The 17,477-nt window shown below is 70.0% G+C and carries 10 protein-coding genes; 8 read left to right on the top strand and 2 right to left on the bottom strand.

Annotated features, from left to right (window positions below):
• Nucleotides 1-117 precede the first annotated feature (117 nt).
• The 5 genes from NM1_RS24445 to NM1_RS24465 all read left to right on the top strand — a co-directional run bounded on the left by NM1_RS24445 (nt 118) and on the right by NM1_RS24465 (nt 9,647).
• On the top strand, nt 118-3,627 hold the full coding sequence (locus NM1_RS24445; RefSeq protein ID WP_068024169.1) for a transglutaminase family protein: 3,510 nt from the start codon (nt 118-120) through the stop codon (nt 3,625-3,627).
• A gap of 30 nt (nt 3,628-3,657) precedes the next feature.
• Complete coding sequence (locus tag NM1_RS24450) at nt 3,658-6,429, top strand: circularly permuted type 2 ATP-grasp protein (protein ID WP_068024172.1); 2,772 nt, start codon at nt 3,658-3,660, stop codon at nt 6,427-6,429.
• Entirely contained in the window at nt 6,426-7,373 is a 948-nt protein-coding gene (locus NM1_RS24455; protein WP_068024174.1) for a transglutaminase family protein, read from the top strand. Before NM1_RS24450 ends, NM1_RS24455 begins: the two co-directional genes overlap by 4 nt.
• A gap of 6 nt (nt 7,374-7,379) precedes the next feature.
• Complete coding sequence (locus NM1_RS24460) at nt 7,380-8,426, top strand: zinc-binding metallopeptidase family protein (RefSeq protein ID WP_068024177.1); 1,047 nt, start codon at nt 7,380-7,382, stop codon at nt 8,424-8,426.
• Nucleotides 8,427-8,522: 96 nt separating this feature from the next.
• Nucleotides 8,523-9,647, top strand: coding sequence for a PLP-dependent cysteine synthase family protein (locus NM1_RS24465; protein ID WP_068024180.1), 1,125 nt, complete (start codon nt 8,523-8,525; stop codon nt 9,645-9,647).
• On the opposite strand, the gene NM1_RS24470 is transcribed toward NM1_RS24465, so the two are convergent.
• A complete protein-coding gene (locus tag NM1_RS24470; protein ID WP_068024183.1) occupies nt 9,648-10,412 on the bottom strand; it encodes a sulfite exporter TauE/SafE family protein in 765 nt (254 codons plus the stop codon).
• Nucleotides 10,413-10,693: 281 nt separating this feature from the next.
• On the opposite strand from NM1_RS24470, the gene leuA reads away from it, so the two are divergent.
• The gene (gene leuA / locus NM1_RS24475) at nt 10,694-12,508 is read left to right on the top strand and encodes a 2-isopropylmalate synthase (RefSeq protein WP_068024186.1); all 1,815 of its coding nucleotides are present in this window, start codon (nt 10,694-10,696) and stop codon (nt 12,506-12,508) included.
• A 598-nt stretch (nt 12,509-13,106) separates the two neighbouring features.
• Nucleotides 13,107-14,825, top strand: a complete 1,719-nt coding sequence (locus tag NM1_RS24480; RefSeq protein ID WP_084519992.1) for a nucleotide-binding protein — start codon at nt 13,107-13,109, stop codon at nt 14,823-14,825.
• 380 nt (nt 14,826-15,205) lie between these two features.
• Here NM1_RS24480 and NM1_RS24485 read toward each other — a convergent pair whose 3' ends face one another.
• Nucleotides 15,206-16,126, bottom strand: a complete 921-nt coding sequence (locus NM1_RS24485; protein WP_068024272.1) for a LysR family transcriptional regulator — start codon at nt 16,124-16,126, stop codon at nt 15,206-15,208.
• Nucleotides 16,127-16,494: 368 nt separating this feature from the next.
• Between NM1_RS24485 and NM1_RS24490 the strand changes: the two genes are divergently transcribed.
• Nucleotides 16,495-17,448, top strand: a complete 954-nt coding sequence (locus NM1_RS24490; protein WP_068024190.1) for an EamA family transporter — start codon at nt 16,495-16,497, stop codon at nt 17,446-17,448.
• Nucleotides 17,449-17,477 lie beyond the last annotated feature (29 nt).

Below are 17,477 nucleotides of genomic sequence, written 5' to 3' on the forward strand. Positions count from 1 at the left end.
GACCGTCCGCACTAACGGTGTACCACTCCCGTGCGACAGGCTCGCGACCCTGACAGCGTGTCGTCCGCAGTTGTCCGGAAGCCCCCGTGACGACCGGGCGATGTGGTGAACTTGAGTATGGGGATCAAGGTTTCCCTGGAACATCGCACGACCTACACATTCGACCGTCTGGTGCAGGTGCATCCGCACGTCGTTCGCCTGCGGCCCGCCCCGCACACCCGTACGAAGATCGAGGCGTACTCGATGCGGGTGACACCCGCCGAGCACTTCGTCAACTGGCAGCAGGACGCGTTCGGGAACTTCCTTGCGCGCCTGGTATTTCCGAATCCCGCGCGGGAGATGTCGATCTCCGTCGGGCTCGTGGCGGACCTGGACGTGGTCAACCCGTTCGACTTCTTCGTCGAGGAGTACGCCGAGCATTTCCCGTTCCGCTACCCGCCGGATCTGGCCGCCGACCTGGAGGCCTACCTGCGTCCGGTGGACGAGGGCGAAACTGCTTCGGGGCCCGGGGAATTGGTGCGTGGCTGGGCGCGCGATCACCGGCCGCCGGACCGTCCGCGCACCATCGACTTCCTGGTCGCGGTGAATCGCGGGCTGCGCGCGGATGTCGACTACACCATCCGCATGCAGCCCGGCGTCCAGTCGCCGGACTTCACCCTGCGCACCGCGCTCGGCTCGTGCCGGGATTCGGCGTGGCTGCTGGTGTCGATCCTGCGCGAACTCGGCCTGGCGGCGCGGTTCGTCTCCGGATATCTGGTGCAGCTGGCCCAGGACGTGCCGTCGCTGGACGGCCCGTCCGGGCCCGCGGCGGACTTCACCGACCTGCACGCCTGGACCGAGGTGTACGTTCCCGGCGCGGGCTGGATCGGACTGGATCCCACCTCCGGCCTGTTCGCGGGCGAGGGGCACATTCCCCTCGCCGCCACCCCGCACCCGACATCCTCGGCGCCGATCTCGGGCGCGACCGGTCCCACCAAGGCCACGCTCGATTTCGCCAACTCGGTGCGCCGCATCCGCGAGGATCCGCGAGTCACCCTGCCCTACACCGAAACCCAGTGGGACCGCATCGCCGCCACGGGTGCGGCGGTGGACGCCCGGATGGCCGCCGCCGACGTCGGCCTGACCATCGGCGGCGAGCCGACCTTCGTCTCGGTCGACGACCACACGGCCCCGGAGTGGACGACGGCGGCCGACGGCCCGCACAAGCGCGAGCGCGCCGCGGATCTGGCCGCCCGGATGCGCCGCATCTACGCGCCCACCGGTCTGGTGCAGTACCGCCAGGGCAAGTGGTACCCGGGAGAACCGCTGCCCCGCTGGGAAATTGCCGTGTTGTGGCGCGCCGACGGCCTGCCGGTCTGGTCCCACCCCGACCTGCTCGCCGACCCGTGGACCTTCCCCGGCGGCGTTGCCGCGCCCGCCCCGCGGCCGGAAAGCAAAGGCGGCGCGGAGGGTGAGCGCGGTGAGGGCGGCAAGCACGGCGTGGACGGCGAGGGCGGCGTGGACGGTGAGTGCGATGTCACGGCATCGGGCCGATCGCCGCTCACCGCGGCACGCTTTCGTCATCCCTGGTTTGCCGAACGCGGCGCTGCGCGCACTCTTATAGCGCACGTCGCGGCCGGGCTCGGCCTTCCTGGGGCTCAGGTGCGACCGGCGTATGAGGATCCGCTGCTCCGCCTGTCGGCGAAAGTCCGTGCGCCGGAGGGCGATCCCATCGAAGCCGCCGACGATCCGAATCCGGACGAGGATTCGGTGCAGGCACGCAAGGCTTTGCTGGCTCGGCTCGACACCGCGGTCACCGAGCCCGCCGCCTTCGTCCTGCCCCTGCACCGGCGCGCCGACGGCACCGGCTGGGCCAGCGCCGACTGGCGGTTGCGGCGCGGCCGAATCGTGTTGACCGAGGGCGATTCTCCGGCCGGACTGCGGTTGCCGCTGGGCGCCGTGTCCTGGCATGCGCCACCCGCGCGGATCGACCGCGACCCGGTGCTGCCGAGCCCGATCCTGGCGCCGCGCGTCGAGCCCGCCGCGGTGGTCGAGCCATCCGACCGAGCCCCGACCACGGCACTGGTCGCGGAGGTCAGAGACGACCGATTGTTCGTATTCCTGCCTCCCATAGACGATTTCGACGATTTCCTGGATCTGATCGCTCGCCTGGAATCGGCCGCCGTGGCCGCGGGGCAGCCGCTGGTGCTGGAAGGCTATGCGCCACCGCCGGATCCGCGGGCGCGCACCTTCTCGATCACCCCGGACCCGGGGGTGATCGAGGTCAACGTGCAGCCCACCGCGAGCTTCGCCGATCAGGCGCGGCTGCTGGACACCCTCTACGAGCAGGCCCGCCTGGCCCGCCTGACCACCGAGACCTTCGACGTCGACGGCACCCACACCGGCACCGGCGGCGGTAATCACATCACCCTGGGCGGCGAAACCCCCGCTCGCTCACCGCTGTTGCGCCGCCCCGACCTGCTGGTGTCGATGCTGACCTACTGGCAGCGGCATCCGGCCCTGTCCTATCTGTTCGCCGGGCGCTTCATCGGCCCCACCTCGCAGTCGCCGCGGGTGGACGAGGCCCGCGACGACACGCTGTACGAACTCGAGATCGCCTTCGCCGAGATCGCCCGGCTGTGCACCCGGCGGGGGCCGCCGGGGCCCGTCGTCTCGGCGCCCTGGGAGGTGGATCGCGCACTGCGCCACCTGCTCACCGACCTCACGGGCAATACCCACCGCGCCGAATTCTGCATCGACAAGCTCTACAGCCCGGACTCCGCGCGCGGCCGCCTCGGCCTGGTGGAGCTGCGCGGATTCGAGATGCCGCCGCACGCGCACATGGCGATGGTCCAGTCGCTGCTGGTGCGCGCGCTCGTCCTGCGCTGCTGGGAACATCCCTGCACCGCGCCGCTGATCCGGCACGGCGCGAATCTGCACGGCCGCTACCTGCTGCCGCATTTCGTGCTTGCCGACATCGCCGATGTCATCACCGATTTGCGTTCGCACGGTGTCGATTTCGATATCAGCTGGCTGGATCCGTTCGCGGAGTTCCGTTTTCCGCGGCTCGGCACGGTGGTGCTCGGAGATGTGGAACTGGAACTGCGCGGCGCCATCGAACCCTGGAACACGCTGGGGGAGCAGACGACCGCCACCGGCACCGCCCGCTACGTCGACTCGTCGGTGGAACGCGTGCAGGTGCGGCTCGTGGGCGCCGACCGCGGGCGCTACGCGGTCACCTGCAACGGCCTGCCGGTGCCGCTACTGGCTACCGGCAAGGCCGACGTGCAGGTCGCGGGCGTGCGCTATCGCGCCTGGCAGCCACCGAATTCGCTGCATCCGTCGATCACCGTGGACGCCCCGCTGATCTTCGATCTGGTCGATCCGCAGGCCGGGCTCTCCCTCGGCGGCTGCACCTACCATGTCGCGCATCCGGGCGGGCGGGCGTTCGAGGCGCCGCCGGTGAATGCCGTGGAGGCGCAATCGCGGCGCAATCGCCGGTTCGAGCCGATCGGGCATACTCCCGGCCGCCTCGATCCGGCCGATCTGCGTGCGAAAATGGCGGTACAGTCCACCGACGTCGGGGCACCGGGCATTCTCGACATGCGCCGCGCCCGGACCGTGTGGAATGCGACCGGCGACCGGTAGGCACATCTGCGGCGAAAGCGAGGCGGCGCGATGGCGATGCGCGACGTGGAGCCGGGGGTGCGCGATGTGGATGTGCCCGAGCAGGTGGCCGCCGAATTCGCCCGCTATCGCAGTACTGGAGCCCGGACCGCCCCCTTCGACGCGTGCGGTCTCCCGGCACCGGGCTACTACGACGAACTCGTCGACGCCGAGGGCAGGGTGCGCCCGATGTGGTCGGAGCTGTCGGCCGATTTCGTCGAACAGGGCCCCGGGGGGCTCGACGCCCTGGACGGCCGGGTGCGCAGGCTCATCGAGGACGACGGCATCACCTACACCGAGGTGCCGCAGATCCGGCAGACCGACGAGCCCGCCCGGTCGGCGCCCTGGCGGCTGGACCCGATTCCGCTGCTGGTGTCCGCCGACGACTGGAGCGGCCTGGAGGCGGGCCTGGTGCAGCGTTCCCGGCTGCTCGACGCGGTGCTCGCCGACGTCTACGGCCCGCGCAGGCTGCTGACCGGCGGTGTGCTGCCGCCCGAGATCGTCTACGGGTGCGGTGGCTATATCCGTGCGGCACACGGGATTTCGGTGCCCGGTCGCCACCAGCTGTTCCTGCATGCCTGCGATATCAGCCGCTGGGGCGGCGGTGAATTCCGCGTGCTGACCGACTGGGCGCAGGCACCGTCGGGGGCCGGCTACGCGCTGGCCGACCGGCGCGTGGTGTCGGCGGCGATTCCGGAGGCGTTCGAGCATTCCAGCCCGCGCCCGCTCGGCCCGTTCGCGCGGGCGATGCGCCTGATGCTCATCGAGGCCGCGCCGCGGGCGGCCGACGATCCGGTGGTGGTGGTGCTGAGTCCCGGCGCGCATTCCGAAACCGCTTACGATCAGGCACATTTGGCGTCGGTGCTCGGATTTCCCCTGGTGGAGAGCGCGGATTTGGTGGTGCGCGACGGCATGCTGTGGATGCGTTCGCTGGGGACGCTGCGCCGGGTCGACGTGGTGCTGCGGCGCGTGGACGCGGAGTTCTCCGATCCGCTGGATCTGCGCCCGGATTCGCGGCTGGGCGTGGTCGGGCTGGTGGAGGTGTTGCGGCGCGGTGCGGTCACGGTGGTGAACACGCTGGGCAGCGGGCTGCTGGAAAGCCCGGCGCTGGCGGCGATGCTGCCCGCACTGTCCCGCGAGCTGTTCGGCGAGGAACTGAAACTGCCTGGCGCACCGTCATATTGGGGTGGAGTCGAGGCCGAGCGCCGCCACCTGGTCGCCAATCTGGATCGCATGGTCATCCGCTCGGCGATCGACGGCTCGACCCTGTTCGGTCCCGCGCTGTCGGCCGCCGAACGCGCCGAACTGCGGGCGCGCATCGACTCCCGGGGCTGGCAGTGGGTGGGGCAGGAGCCGCCGCAGTTCTCGGTCGCGCCCGCGGTGACCGGCGCGGGCGGGCTCACCGCGGCCCCCGTCGGGGTGCGGCTGTTCTCCCTCGCCGGTCGGGTCGGTTACCGGGTGATGCCGGGCGGCCTCGGCCAATTGCACCAGCGCCTGCAGCCCGACCGGTCCGTCATCAAGGTGGCGGCCAAGGACGTGTGGGTGCGCGCCGCCCCGGCCGCGGTCGCGGCCGTCGGCCCGGAGCCCGCCTACGAGGAGCGCGTGCGGCCCACCTCGGTGGCCCCGGTGCTGGAGGCGATCAGCTCCCCGCGCGTGCTCAACGACCTGTTCTGGCTGGGTCGCTACGGCGAGCGCGCCGAGGCGACGGTGCGGCTGCTGCTGGCCACCCACAACCAGTACCAGGACTACCGCTACCGCCCGTGGCTGGAGGGCGCGGACGCCGTCCCGGTGCTGATGACCGCCCTGGCCCGGATGACCGGCACCCGACCTCCCTTCGTGAAACCCGATGCGCTAGAGATGATCTCACCGACCCGACCGGATCCCGGCACCAAGGCGCAGCAGCAGAGCCAGGTTGCCGAGATCACCGTCGCGCAGCAGCAACAGGCGCAGGCCGGGGGTGGGCGCCGCGCGGTGGCGGGCGCCTCGCGCGAGGGCCACGACTACCTGATGCGGCTCACGGTCGACCGGGAACTGCCCGGCTCGCTGGCCTACGCGGTCGACCACTACGGCGCGGGGGCCCGCTCGGTCCGCGATCAGCTGTCCTCCGATACCTGGATGATTCTGAGCGCGACCGAGCGAGCGCTGGCGAAATGCCGGTCCGACACACGGGATCAGGAATCGGCGCTGTCGACGGTTTTTCCGGCGGTACTGGCCTCGCTGCTGTCGCTGCACGGCATCGACTCCGAGTCGATGGTCCGCGACACCGGCTGGTACGTCACCGATATCGGCAAGCGCATCGAGCGGGGGCTCGCGCTGGCCGCGCTGCTGTCGGCGGCGCTGACCCAGACCTATCCGGAGGAGGTGGGCCGGATCGTCACCGAGACCGTGCTGCGCGCCACCGAATCATCGGTGAGTTACCGCCGCCGCCACCGGGATTCGATCCGGATCTCCGCCGTGGCGGGCCTGCTGCTGTTCGACGCGGCCAACCCGCGCTCCCTGGCCTATCAGCTGGAGCGGCTGGAGACCGACCTGAACGCGCTGCCGGGAACCTCCGGTACCTCGCGCCCGCAGCGACTGCTGGCCGATACCCAGCGCACGCTGCGGCGGCTCGACCCCGCCGACCTGGAGAGCACCGATGCCCACGGCCGCCGTGTCGAATTCGCCGATCTGCTCGCCGCGCTGCACCTGCGATTGCGCAAGCTCTCGGAGTCGTTCGAGACGAGCAGGCTGTCCGGGCCGGGCGGTATCCAGCCGCTGTGGGGACGCGTCAAGGTGATCGAATGAGACGGGCCAGCAACGGAACTCGCCGCTATCGGGTGGAGCACCGCACCACCTATCGCTACTCCGACGATGTCACCAGTTCCTACGGTCGCGCCTATCTGCGGCCGCGCGAGCTACCCGGCCAGCGGGTGCTGGAACACGACGTCTACATCGATCCGGTGCCGTCGGACCGTTCGGTGGGCGCCGACGTGTACGGCAATGTCGCACTGTATTTCCATGTCACGTCCGAACATAGGCGGCTGGAGGTGACCGGCGAATCGATCGTCGAGGTGGACCCGCCCGAGTCGTGTCCCCGGCCGACGCCGCCCTGGGAGGCCGCCCGGCCGACGCCGCGGACAGCGCCGTTCGCCGTCGAATTCACCCTGGATCTGCTGCCGCCGGAGATCACGCCCGAGATCGCCGCCTACGCGGCCGAATCCTTCGCCTCGTCCCGCCCGCTGCTGGAAGCCGTCGCGGATCTGAATTCCCGCATCCACGCCGATTTCGCCTACCGGTCGGGGTCGACGACCGTAACCACCAGGGTCGCAGACGTTTTCGCGGCCCGCGCGGGGGTCTGCCAGGACTTCGCGCGGATCGGTGCGGCCTGCCTGCGGTCGCAGGGTCTGGCCGCTCGCTACGTATCCGGGTATCTCGCAACGGATCCGCCGCCGGGAAAAGAGCGGATGGTCGGCGCGGATGCCACGCACGCCTGGACGGAGGTGTGGGTGCCGGGGCGCTCCCGCGTCGGCGAGGGGGCGCGGGCCGACGGCGGCTCCCGGCACGCCACCGATTCCGGCGCCTGGCTCGGATTCGACCCCACCAACGATCAATTCGCCGACGAGCGGTACGTCACCCTCGCATGGGGACGCGACTACGCGGATGTGCCGCCGCTGCGCGGAATCATTTACACCGACGCGAACGAGAGCACAATCAGTGTCGCCGTGGATGTCGCTCCCCTCGAGGTATAGCCGAATATGCGCACCTTCACCTGCCCCGATTGCGGCCAGCACCTGGCCTTCGAGAATTCGCTGTGCCTGGGCTGCCGCAGCCCGCTGGGTTTCAGCCTCGCCGAGCGCGCCCTGCTGGTGATCGGCAAACCGGCGCCGGAACCCGACGGCGGCAACGGCGGCGTCGTCGACTCCGCCGAATTCCGGCTGTGCGACAACCTGCATGTGGCGCAGTGCAATTGGCTGGTGCCGATACCGGACGCGGAACTCGGCCCGGCGCTGTGTGAGTCCTGCCGCCTGACCAGGGCGCGGCCCGCCGACGACGCCGATCTGAGCGAGCGCGACGCCTTCGCCGAGGCCGAGGCGGCGAAGCGCCGACTGGTCATGGAACTCACCGAGCTGGGGCTGCCGATCGTCGGGCGCACGGCCGATCCCGAGCACGGGCTGGCGTTCGACCTGCTCTCCAGCACCGAGCGGCGGGTCACCACCGGCCACGAAAACGGCGTCATCACGGTGGATCTCGCCGAGGCCCAGGACGTGCACCGGGAACAGCTGCGGGTCGAGATGGACGAGCCGTACCGCACCCTGCTCGGCCACTTCCGTCACGAGATCGGCCACTACTACTTCTCGGTCCTCGTCGACGACGACGTTGCGCTGCAACGGTTCCGGGAGCTGTTCGGTGATCCGTTCGCCGACTACCGGCAGGCCCTGGACCGGCACTACCGCGACGGCGCCCCGGACGGCTGGGAGAACGGCTACGTCTCCTCCTACGCCACCATGCACGCCGCCGAGGACTGGGCCGAGACCTTCGCCCACTACCTGCACATTCGCGACACCCTCGACACCGCGGCCGCCTTCGGATTCGCCCCGGCGGGCGCCACGCTGGACCGTCCGCAGGTGGGGCGCGCCGGATTCGACCGCATCATCGACCTGTGGCTGCCCCTGTCCTGGGCCCTGAACATGATGAACCGCTCGATGGGCCACAGCGACCTCTACCCGTTCGTGCTGGCCGAACCCGTCCTCGAGAAAATGCGCTGCATCCACGAGCTGTGCGCGGCCGCGGCGAACCGGTAGGCCGTTCATCGTCCGGGGCAACCCCTCCGCAACCGGTATCGACCGTTGTGAAATCATCGACGTCTACCTCAACGGGCTTCAGGGCGAGGAGAGCGCATGACAGCCGCCGTCACACCCACCGGCGCCGAACCGGGCGTGGTCGACATCAATCGGTACGACGCGGAGCATCGGCGCTGGCAGGCCGAGGCGGTCGCGAAGGTGCGCGCGGATATGCGGCGGTCCTCCGACACCCACTTGCTGCGGGTGCCGGTGCCCGCGGTGCCCGGGGTGGATCTGTATCTGAAGGACGAGTCGACGCATCCGACCGGATCGCTGAAGCATCGGCTGGCGCGCTCGCTGTTCCTGCACTCGCTGTGCAGCGGCTGGATCCGGCCCGACCGGCCGGTGATCGAGGCGTCCAGTGGCTCCACCGCGGTCTCCGAGGCCTACTTCGCCCGTCTGATCGGGGTGCCGTTCATCGCGGTGATGGCGCGCAGCACCAGCCGGGAGAAGGTGCGGCTGATCGAATTCCACGGCGGCCGATGTCATTTCGTGGACAACGCGAACGAGGTCTACGACGTGGCGGCGCGGCTGGCGCGCGAGACCGGCGGGCACTACATGGACCAGTTCACCTTCGCCGAGCGCGCCACGGACTGGCGCGGCAACAACAATATCGCCGAGTCGATCTTCCACCAGCTCGCCGAGGAGCCGCATCCGGAACCGGCGTGGATCGTGGCGACGGCGGGCACCGGCGGCACCTCGGCGACGCTGGCCCGCTACATCCGCTACACGGGCCGGGCGACCGGCATCTGCGTTGCCGACCCCGACAACTCGGCGTTCTTCCCCGGCTGGCGGGACGACGATGCCGGCGTCACCACCGAAATCTGTTCGCGCATAGAGGGAATCGGGCGCCAGCGCGTCGAACCCAGCTTCGTCGCCCCCGCGATCGACCGCATGATCCACGTCCCCGACGCCGCCGCCATCGCCGCGATCCAGGTGTTGGAGGAGCTGATCGGCCGCAAGGCGGGCGCCTCCACCGGCACGGGGCTGTGGGCCGCCTTCCACATCATGTCCGAAATGGCCCGCGACGGTAGACAGGGCAGCGTGGTCGGCCTGCTCTGCGACCCGGGCGACCGCTACATAGACAAGTACTACTCCACGGATTGGCTTGCGTCCCAAGGCATCGACATAGAGCCGTGGCGCGCGCGATTGCGCACCTTCCTCGAGACCGGAAGCCTGTGATCAGGTCGTCAGCAATCGCACCACGGCGATCAGGCCGACCACGACGATCACCCCGCGCAGCACGGTCGGCGGCATCCGCCGCCCCACCGTCGCCCCGAGTTGCCCGCCGATGATCGAGCCCACCGCGATCAGCGCGACGACCTGCCACGCCACGTCCGCGACGAATACGAAGATCAGCGCCGACAGCGCGTTCACCAGCAGCGCCAGGAAGTTCTTCACGGCATTGAGCCGCTGCAGCTCCTCGTGCACGAAGACCCCGAGCAGCCCGATCAGCAGCACGCCCTGCGCCGCGCCGAAGTAGCCGCCGTAGACGCCGGTCGCCAGCACCGCCAGCCACAGCAGCAGCCCGCCGTGTTCGGGCGCGGAGCCATCGGCCTCGCGCCGCTGCTTCACCCACTTCGACAGCCGCGGCTGCACCACCACCAGCACCAGCGCGGCGATGATCAGCACCGGGACGATCGCCTTGAACGCCGACTCCGGCAGCTGTAACAGCAGCACCGCGCCGATCGCGCCGCCCACCAGGGACGCCGCACCGAGCCGGAGCAGTCGGGCGCGCTGACCGGCGAGTTCGCGCCGATAGCCGACAACCCCGCTGAGCCCGCCCGGCACCAGGCCGATCGTGTTCGAGACATTGGCCGTCACCGGCGGATAGCCCAGCGCCAGCAGCACGGGAAAGGTGATCAGCGTGCCGGAGCCCACGATCGTATTGATGCATCCGGCCGCGATACCCGCCCCGAAGACGGCCAGCTGGTCCAGCAAGGTCATGCGCTTCGTTCCTATCGACGTCCCGTCGGACCGAGTCGGTACAAGCGTGTGTGCCGCAGACGCTATAGGTAGGACGAATTGACGCACCGTGTGGGGTGTGCGGCAGGCCGGACTTTTACCCCTGGATCGCGCACCTGTAAACTCGCGACCATCATGCAGCGGGCACTCCTTCTCGGCCGCCGCGACGGGGTCTGAACGGACCGGCTCCCGTCGCGGGGTTCAGCTGTGCCGGTCGACCCAAGTACTTGGGACACACCAAACCCACACTCTCGGAGAATCGCATGTCACCCGCTGACGCCTTCGTATCCGGATCGCGCACCATCACCGCGCCGTCCAAGCCCGCGCCCGCCGACCAGCCCGCGTGGAACAAGCAGCGCAATTCCTCGATGCCGAGCTATCGGTACCGGCCCTTCGCCGAGGAGGTGCCGGGCGGCGTCGCCGAGCCGGTCCCGTTCGACCGCACCTGGCCCGACAAGATCATCGATCGGGCCCCGGCGTGGTGCGCCGTGGACCTGCGCGACGGCAACCAGGCCCTGATCGACCCGATGAGCCCGGCCCGCAAGCGCCGCATGTTCGACCTGCTGGTGCGGATGGGCTACAAGGAGATCGAGGTCGGCTTCCCGTCGGCCAGCCAGACCGATTTCGACTTCGTCCGCGAGATCATCGAGGACGGCGCGGTGCCCGATGACGTCAGCATCCAGGTGCTGACCCAGTGCCGCCCGGAGCTGATCGAGCGCACCTTCCTGGCCTGCCAGGGCGCGCCGAACGTGATCGTCCACTTCTACAACTCGACCTCCATCCTGCAGCGCAAGGTGGTGTTCCGCGCCGATCGCGAGGCCGTGAAGAAGATCGCCACCGATGCGGCGGCGCTGTGCCTGCAGATCGAGCAGCAGTACCCGGACACCAACTGGCGCTACGAGTACAGCCCGGAGTCCTACACGGGCACCGAGCTGGATTACGCCCGCGACGTCTGTGACGCGGTCTCGGCGATCATCGCACCCACCCCCGACAAGCCGATGATCATCAACCTGCCCGCGACCGTCGAGATGGCGACCCCGAACGTGTACGCCGACTCGATCGAGTGGATGAGCCGCAACCTGGCCCGCCGCGATTCGATCGTGCTGTCGCTGCACCCGCACAACGACCGCGGCACCGCCGTGGCCGCCGCCGAACTGGGCTACCAGGCGGGTGCGGACCGCATCGAGGGCTGCCTGTTCGGCAACGGGGAGCGCACCGGCAACGTCTGCCTGGTCACGCTGGGCATGAACCTGTTCTCCCGCGGCGTGGATCCGCAGATCGACTTCTCCAATATCGATGAGATCCGCCGCACCGTCGAGTACTGCAACCAGCTGCCCGTGCACGAGCGCCACCCCTACGGCGGCGACCTGGTCTACACCGCGTTCTCCGGCAGCCACCAGGACGCCATCAACAAGGGCCTGGACGCCATGAAGGTGGCCGCCGACGCCGCCGACTCCGATGTCGACGACATCACCTGGGAGGTCCCGTACCTGCCCATCGACCCGAAGGACGTGGGGCGCACCTACGAGGCCGTGATCCGGGTGAACTCGCAGTCGGGCAAGGGCGGCGTCGCCTACATCATGAAGACCGACCACGGTCTGGCGCTGCCGCGGCGGCTGCAGATCGAGTTCTCGCAGGCGATCCAGAAGATCACCGACGGCGAGGGCGGCGAGGTCACGCCCAAGGAGATGTGGGACGTCTTCGCCGAGGAGTACCTGAACCCGATCGTGCCGCTGGAGCGCATGCGCCAGAAGGTGACCGCGTCCGAAACCGACGGCGGGACCGATCACATCGATGCCGTGGTGAAGGTGGACGGCGTCGAGCAGGAGATCTCCGGCGAGGGCAACGGCCCGCTCGCGTCGTTCGTGGATGCGCTGTCGACCATCGGCTACGACGTGCGGGTGCTGGACTACTCCGAGCACGCCATGTCCGCGGGCGACGACGCACAGGCCGCGGCGTATGTCGAATGTGCCGTCGGCGACAAGGTCTCGTGGGGTGTCGGCATCGCGACCTCCATCACCACGGCGTCACTGCGCGCCGTCGTCTCCGCGGTGAACCGCGCCCAGCGGAACGTCTGAACAGCGGCGGAACCGCCCTGCGCCCGCGGGGCGGTTCCCTCCGGAGGGCGGCGCGGATTCGAGTTGTCCACATGTGGATAACTCCGCCTCGCCGCTGGTACCGACCTGGTCCGCGACGGCACGGGCGACTGCCCAGCGTGCTAGTTTTGGGGAGCATTCAGCGCCGAGCTCTCTGCTCGAAACAACCCGAGCAGATGGGGGAAACGTGACACCTAACGACAACTCGACCTCACCACCCTGGTTGCAGAACCACAGTGTGGACGTGACCGCCGAGCAGGAAGATCCCACCTCGAAGCCGGTGCACGACGAACAGGCCGACGATGCCGAGGCCGCCCGGGCCGACGCCGGGTCGCCGCCTGCTCCGGACACGGAGTCCACCGACTCCGATTCGGCGCACGAAGAGCAGGCCGCGGGCATCCTTCCGCCCGTTCCGGATTCGATCGAACAGACCACGTTCCAGCCGCCGTACGGCCAGGAGCAGCAGTTCGGTCGCTTCTCGCCGCCGCAGCAGCCGGGCTTCGCACCGCCCGGGCCCTACGGCCCGCCCGGCAGCCCGTACCCGCCGAACCAGGGTTTCCCGCCGGGCGGCGGGTTCCCGATGCCAGAGCAGGGTGGCCCCTTCGTGCCTCCGGGCGAGCAGAACCAGTTCGCACCTCCCGGTGAGGGGCAGTTCCCGCCCCCGGGCGAGCACGGCCAGTTCCAGCCTCCGGGTGAGCAGGGGCATTTCCCGCCTCCGGGGGACCACGGTCAGTTCCCACCCCCGGGTGAGCACGGCCAGTTCCTGCCCCCGGGCGAGCAGTTCCCACCCCCCGGCGAGCACGGTCAGTTCCCGCCCCCGGGTGATCAGGGGCAGTTCTCGCATCCGCCGACGGGCCAGTACGCGCCGCCCCCGGGCGAGCCTGCCGAGCAGTACGGCTCCGCGCCCGGTGGTGCGGGAGATCCGAACTCGTTCGCGCCGGCATCCTATGGCGAGGTGCGTCAGGAGATCGGCGCCGACGGCATGGTTCGGCGCGTCTTCGACGAGGACCAGCCGCCCGCCCCGCCGCCGGGTCCGGAACAGTCGGGCGGGGGCAGCGAACAATACAGCTGGGCGCCGCCGCCACTACCGCCGCAGCAGCCGCCGCGACCGCCGCAGCCGTCGTATCAGCAGCCGCCGCAGCAGCAGTCGCACGACAACTGGCAGGGCGGCCCGCCGCAGCAGCTGCCCTCGGGCTTCCAGCAGCACCCGGCGCAGCCGGGGCCTCCCGGGCAGTCGATCGGCGATCTGAATCTGCTCAAGCGGCAGCGCCGCGCGCCCCGCAGCGGATGGCGCAAGGCCGTGCACAAGGTCACCGGCGGTGCGATCAATCCGGGCGAGGCGCCGGCCGATGTCGTCCAGCGCGAGCTCGTCGACCGGGTGAACGAGCCGGTGCGCGGTGACTACCGGATCGCGATCCTGTCGCTGAAGGGCGGTGTCGGCAAGACCACGACCACCGTCGGCCTGGGATCCACCTTCGCCTCGTCGCGCGGCGACCGGGTCATCGCCATCGATGCCAACCCGGACCTCGGCACGCTCGCCCACCGGGTGCCCCGGCAGACCCGCTCCACGGTGCGAAACCTGCTGGAAGACCAGCACATCAGCCGCTACTCCGATGTTCGGGCACACACCTCCCAGGCGCCCAGCCGCCTGGAAGTGCTTGCCAGCGAACAGGATCCGGCGGTGTCGGAGGCCTTCAGCGAGGCCGACTACCGGCGCGCGATCGGCATCCTGCAGCAGTTCTACAACATCATCCTCACCGACTGCGGCACCGGTCTGATGCATTCGGCGATGAAGGGTGTGCTCGATCTCGCCAGCTCGCTGATCCTGGTCACCTCACCGGCGATCGACGGCGCCCGCAGCGCCTCGGCCACGCTGGACTGGCTTGAGCATCACGGTTACGGCAAGCTGGTCGAGCGAACGGTGGTGGTGGTCAACGCTTCTCGCCGCGGCGCCTCCACGGTCGACCTGGATCAGCTGCGCAAGCTGTTCCTGGACCGCACCCGCGCCGTCCAGGTGGTCCCGTTCGACGATCACCTGGCCGAGGGTGCGGAGATCGATCTGGAACTCGTCGGCAAGCCGACCCGCACCGCCCTGCTGGAACTGGCGGCCATGGTCGCCGACGACTTCGGCTACCACGTCCCGCAGCCGCCGTTCCCCGGCCCGCACACCCAGTACTCCGGCCCGCAGCAGGGCGGCTACCCGAGTTCCCAAGGCCCGCAAGGCCAGTACCCGGGTTCCTACCCAGGCCAGGACCCTTACCCGAGCCACGACCGCTACCCGGGCCCCCAGGGCTACTAACCACTCCACACCATCACCGCGGCCGCCGGACACCCTCCGGCGGCCGCGTCGTTGTCCCCAACCCCCGCACCCCGTGCTCGTTCCCGCACCTCCTACAACACGTGCAACCAGTGCGTGAACACGCACGGGGTGCGCATCAGCACCGCAGACCGGCAGCGGGTGCGGGAAGCCCGGGGACCACCCGCCGGCGGTACCGAACCCCTTGCGCCACAACGAATTGTGTTCCGGGTTGGCGCACCCTTTGCTCGGCCATGCACCCCTTGCAGCGCGTGCAGGGAGTGCGAGAACGAACACGGGGTGCGAGAAGACTTGGGGGTCAGGAGGTTCGGTGGAGTGAGGGGGGTCGGCGGCGGTGGCGGCGGTTCGGAAGGCGTGGGGGTTCAGTGGGTTTGGTGGGTGGGGAGGTCGGAAGCTGTGACGGCTCCGGCGGCGGTGCGGAAGGCGTTGAGGACCGTGGCTATGGCCGGGCGGCTTTCGGCGTGGGGGCGGGTGGCCAGTTCGTAGAGGCGGGCGGAGCGGACACCGGCGAGGCGCAGCACCGCTAGCTCGGGGTGGCGGACGGAGAATCGGGGCATGAGTGCGACACCGTAGCCCGATGCGACCAACTCCTCGATTACGAGAAAATCGTTGAGCCGCTGTGCAATTCGTGGTTGCACGCCGGTGACCGTGGCGATCGAGCGCAGCACGTCGTCGACCGGGAATCCGCCGCGCACGCTCAGCCAGGTCTCCTCGGCCAACTCGGCGGGTACCACCGCCCCGTGATCGGCCAACCGGTGCCCGGGCGGGACGACGACATCGATCGGCTCGCGCATCAGGACAGTCGCATGCACCCGCGGACCGGCGATCGAGGACGCGCGCTCGTCGCGGTGGGTCAGCACCACGTCGTAGTCGGCGAGCAGCCGGGGGACCTCGGTCGGCGGCACGTCCTCGTCGCGCGCGGTGACCTCGACGCCACTACCGGCCAGCGCGGCCAGCACGCGCGGCAGCAGCAGTGCCGCGCCGGACGGGAACAACGCCACCCGCACCCGCCCGCGCGGCGAACGCCGATACAGCGCCATCTCGGCCGCGGCCCGTTCCATCGCGGCCAGCACGTCGTCGGCGCGCACCACCAGCGCCCGCCCCGCATCGGTCAACCGCACCCGGCGCCCGTCCGGCTCCAGCAGCGCCACCCCGGCCTCGCGCGCCAGCACCTTCAGCTGCTGCGACACCGCCGACGGCGTCATGGACAGCGCCCGGGCCACCTCCGCAACCGTCCCGCGATCCGCGAATTCCCGCAGCACCCGCAGCCGCTCGACCCCCATGAACACCCCGCCACCATCCACCGATGCGCCCCCGGGCATCCGCTGGTCACGCGGCCCGTTCCGAGATCCGCCCGGGTCGTTCGCAGGTCCGCCCGGCTCGTTCGCAGGTTCGCCCTGCCCATTCACAGGCCCGCCCGGCCCGTTCGAGAGTTGCCCCGCTCGTCCGATGGCTCGCCCCACGCGGCTACGGGGTGGTCCGAATCGGCTGCGCAACGTCTGCCGTCGGCCGTGATGCCGGGCGTCGGACGCTCGCGAAAATGCTTTGGAGCAAGCGCTGACCGTTCCCTCGGCATACTTCAGTTTTACTACACTAATTGTCCAGATATATTAGATTGTTCTTATTAGTTGCGAACTTCATCATTAGCGGCGTGAGTTACCGCGATCGCCTGCTCGGACTGGCCGTCGTCGTGCTGTGGGGCCTGAACTTCCTGGCCCTGCATGTGGGCCTCGAGCATTTTCCGCCGTTCTTCTTCGCCGCCCTGCGGTTCGCCGTGCTCGCGGTTCCGGTGGTCCTGCTGGTCCCGCGGCCGCAGGTGCCGCTGCGGTGGCTGCTGCTCTACGGCGTCGGGTTCGGCATCGCGCAGTTCGCATTCCTGTTCACCGCCATGCGGGCGGGCATGCCGACGGGGCTGGCCTCGCTGGTGCTGCAGTCCTCGGCGCCGTTCACCGTCGTGCTGGGCGCGCTGTTCCTGCGCGAAAGGCTGCGCGCGATTCAGGTCCTGGGCCTGGCGGTGGCCGTGCTCGGCATGGTCGTGATCGGCTGGGACCGCGCCCACCACGCCACCCTGCTGCCGGTCCTGCTGACCTTGGCCGCCGGTCTGGGCTGGGCCTTCGGCAATATCGGGTCACGGCTGGCGGCCGCGGGCGGCGACGGCCGGAAGGTGGATCCGCTGCATCTGGCGCTGTGGATGGCGGTGGTGCCGCCGGTGCCGATGTTCGCGCTGTCGGCCCTCGTCGAGGGCCCGGCCACGGGACTGCACGCCGTGGCGGACTCGTTCACGGCCGACGGCTGGCCCGCCCTGGTCGCGCTCGCCTACACCGCGGTGCTGGCCACGGTGGTGGGCTCGGGCCTGTGGACCTATCTGATGGGCCGCTATCCGGCCGGTGCGGTCGCCCCGCTCACGCTGCTGGTGCCGGTGGTGGGGATCGGCGCGTCCTGGGCCTTCCTCGGCGAGCAGCCGACGGCATGGTCGCTGGTGGGCGCGGTGATCGTGATCGCCGGGGCCTTCGCCGCGACCTCCGCGGGCCGGGTGCGGCTCGGCCGCCTGACCGAGCGTGCGGCTCCGGCCGCCGTGGAGGTGGAACTGGCCGTCAGCAAGTAGTCGGCAAATGGCTTGTGTCAATCGGGATT

It is taken from the genome of Nocardia mexicana NBRC 108244, assembly GCF_001613165.1.
GTDB lineage: Bacteria > Actinomycetota > Actinomycetes > Mycobacteriales > Mycobacteriaceae > Nocardia > Nocardia mexicana.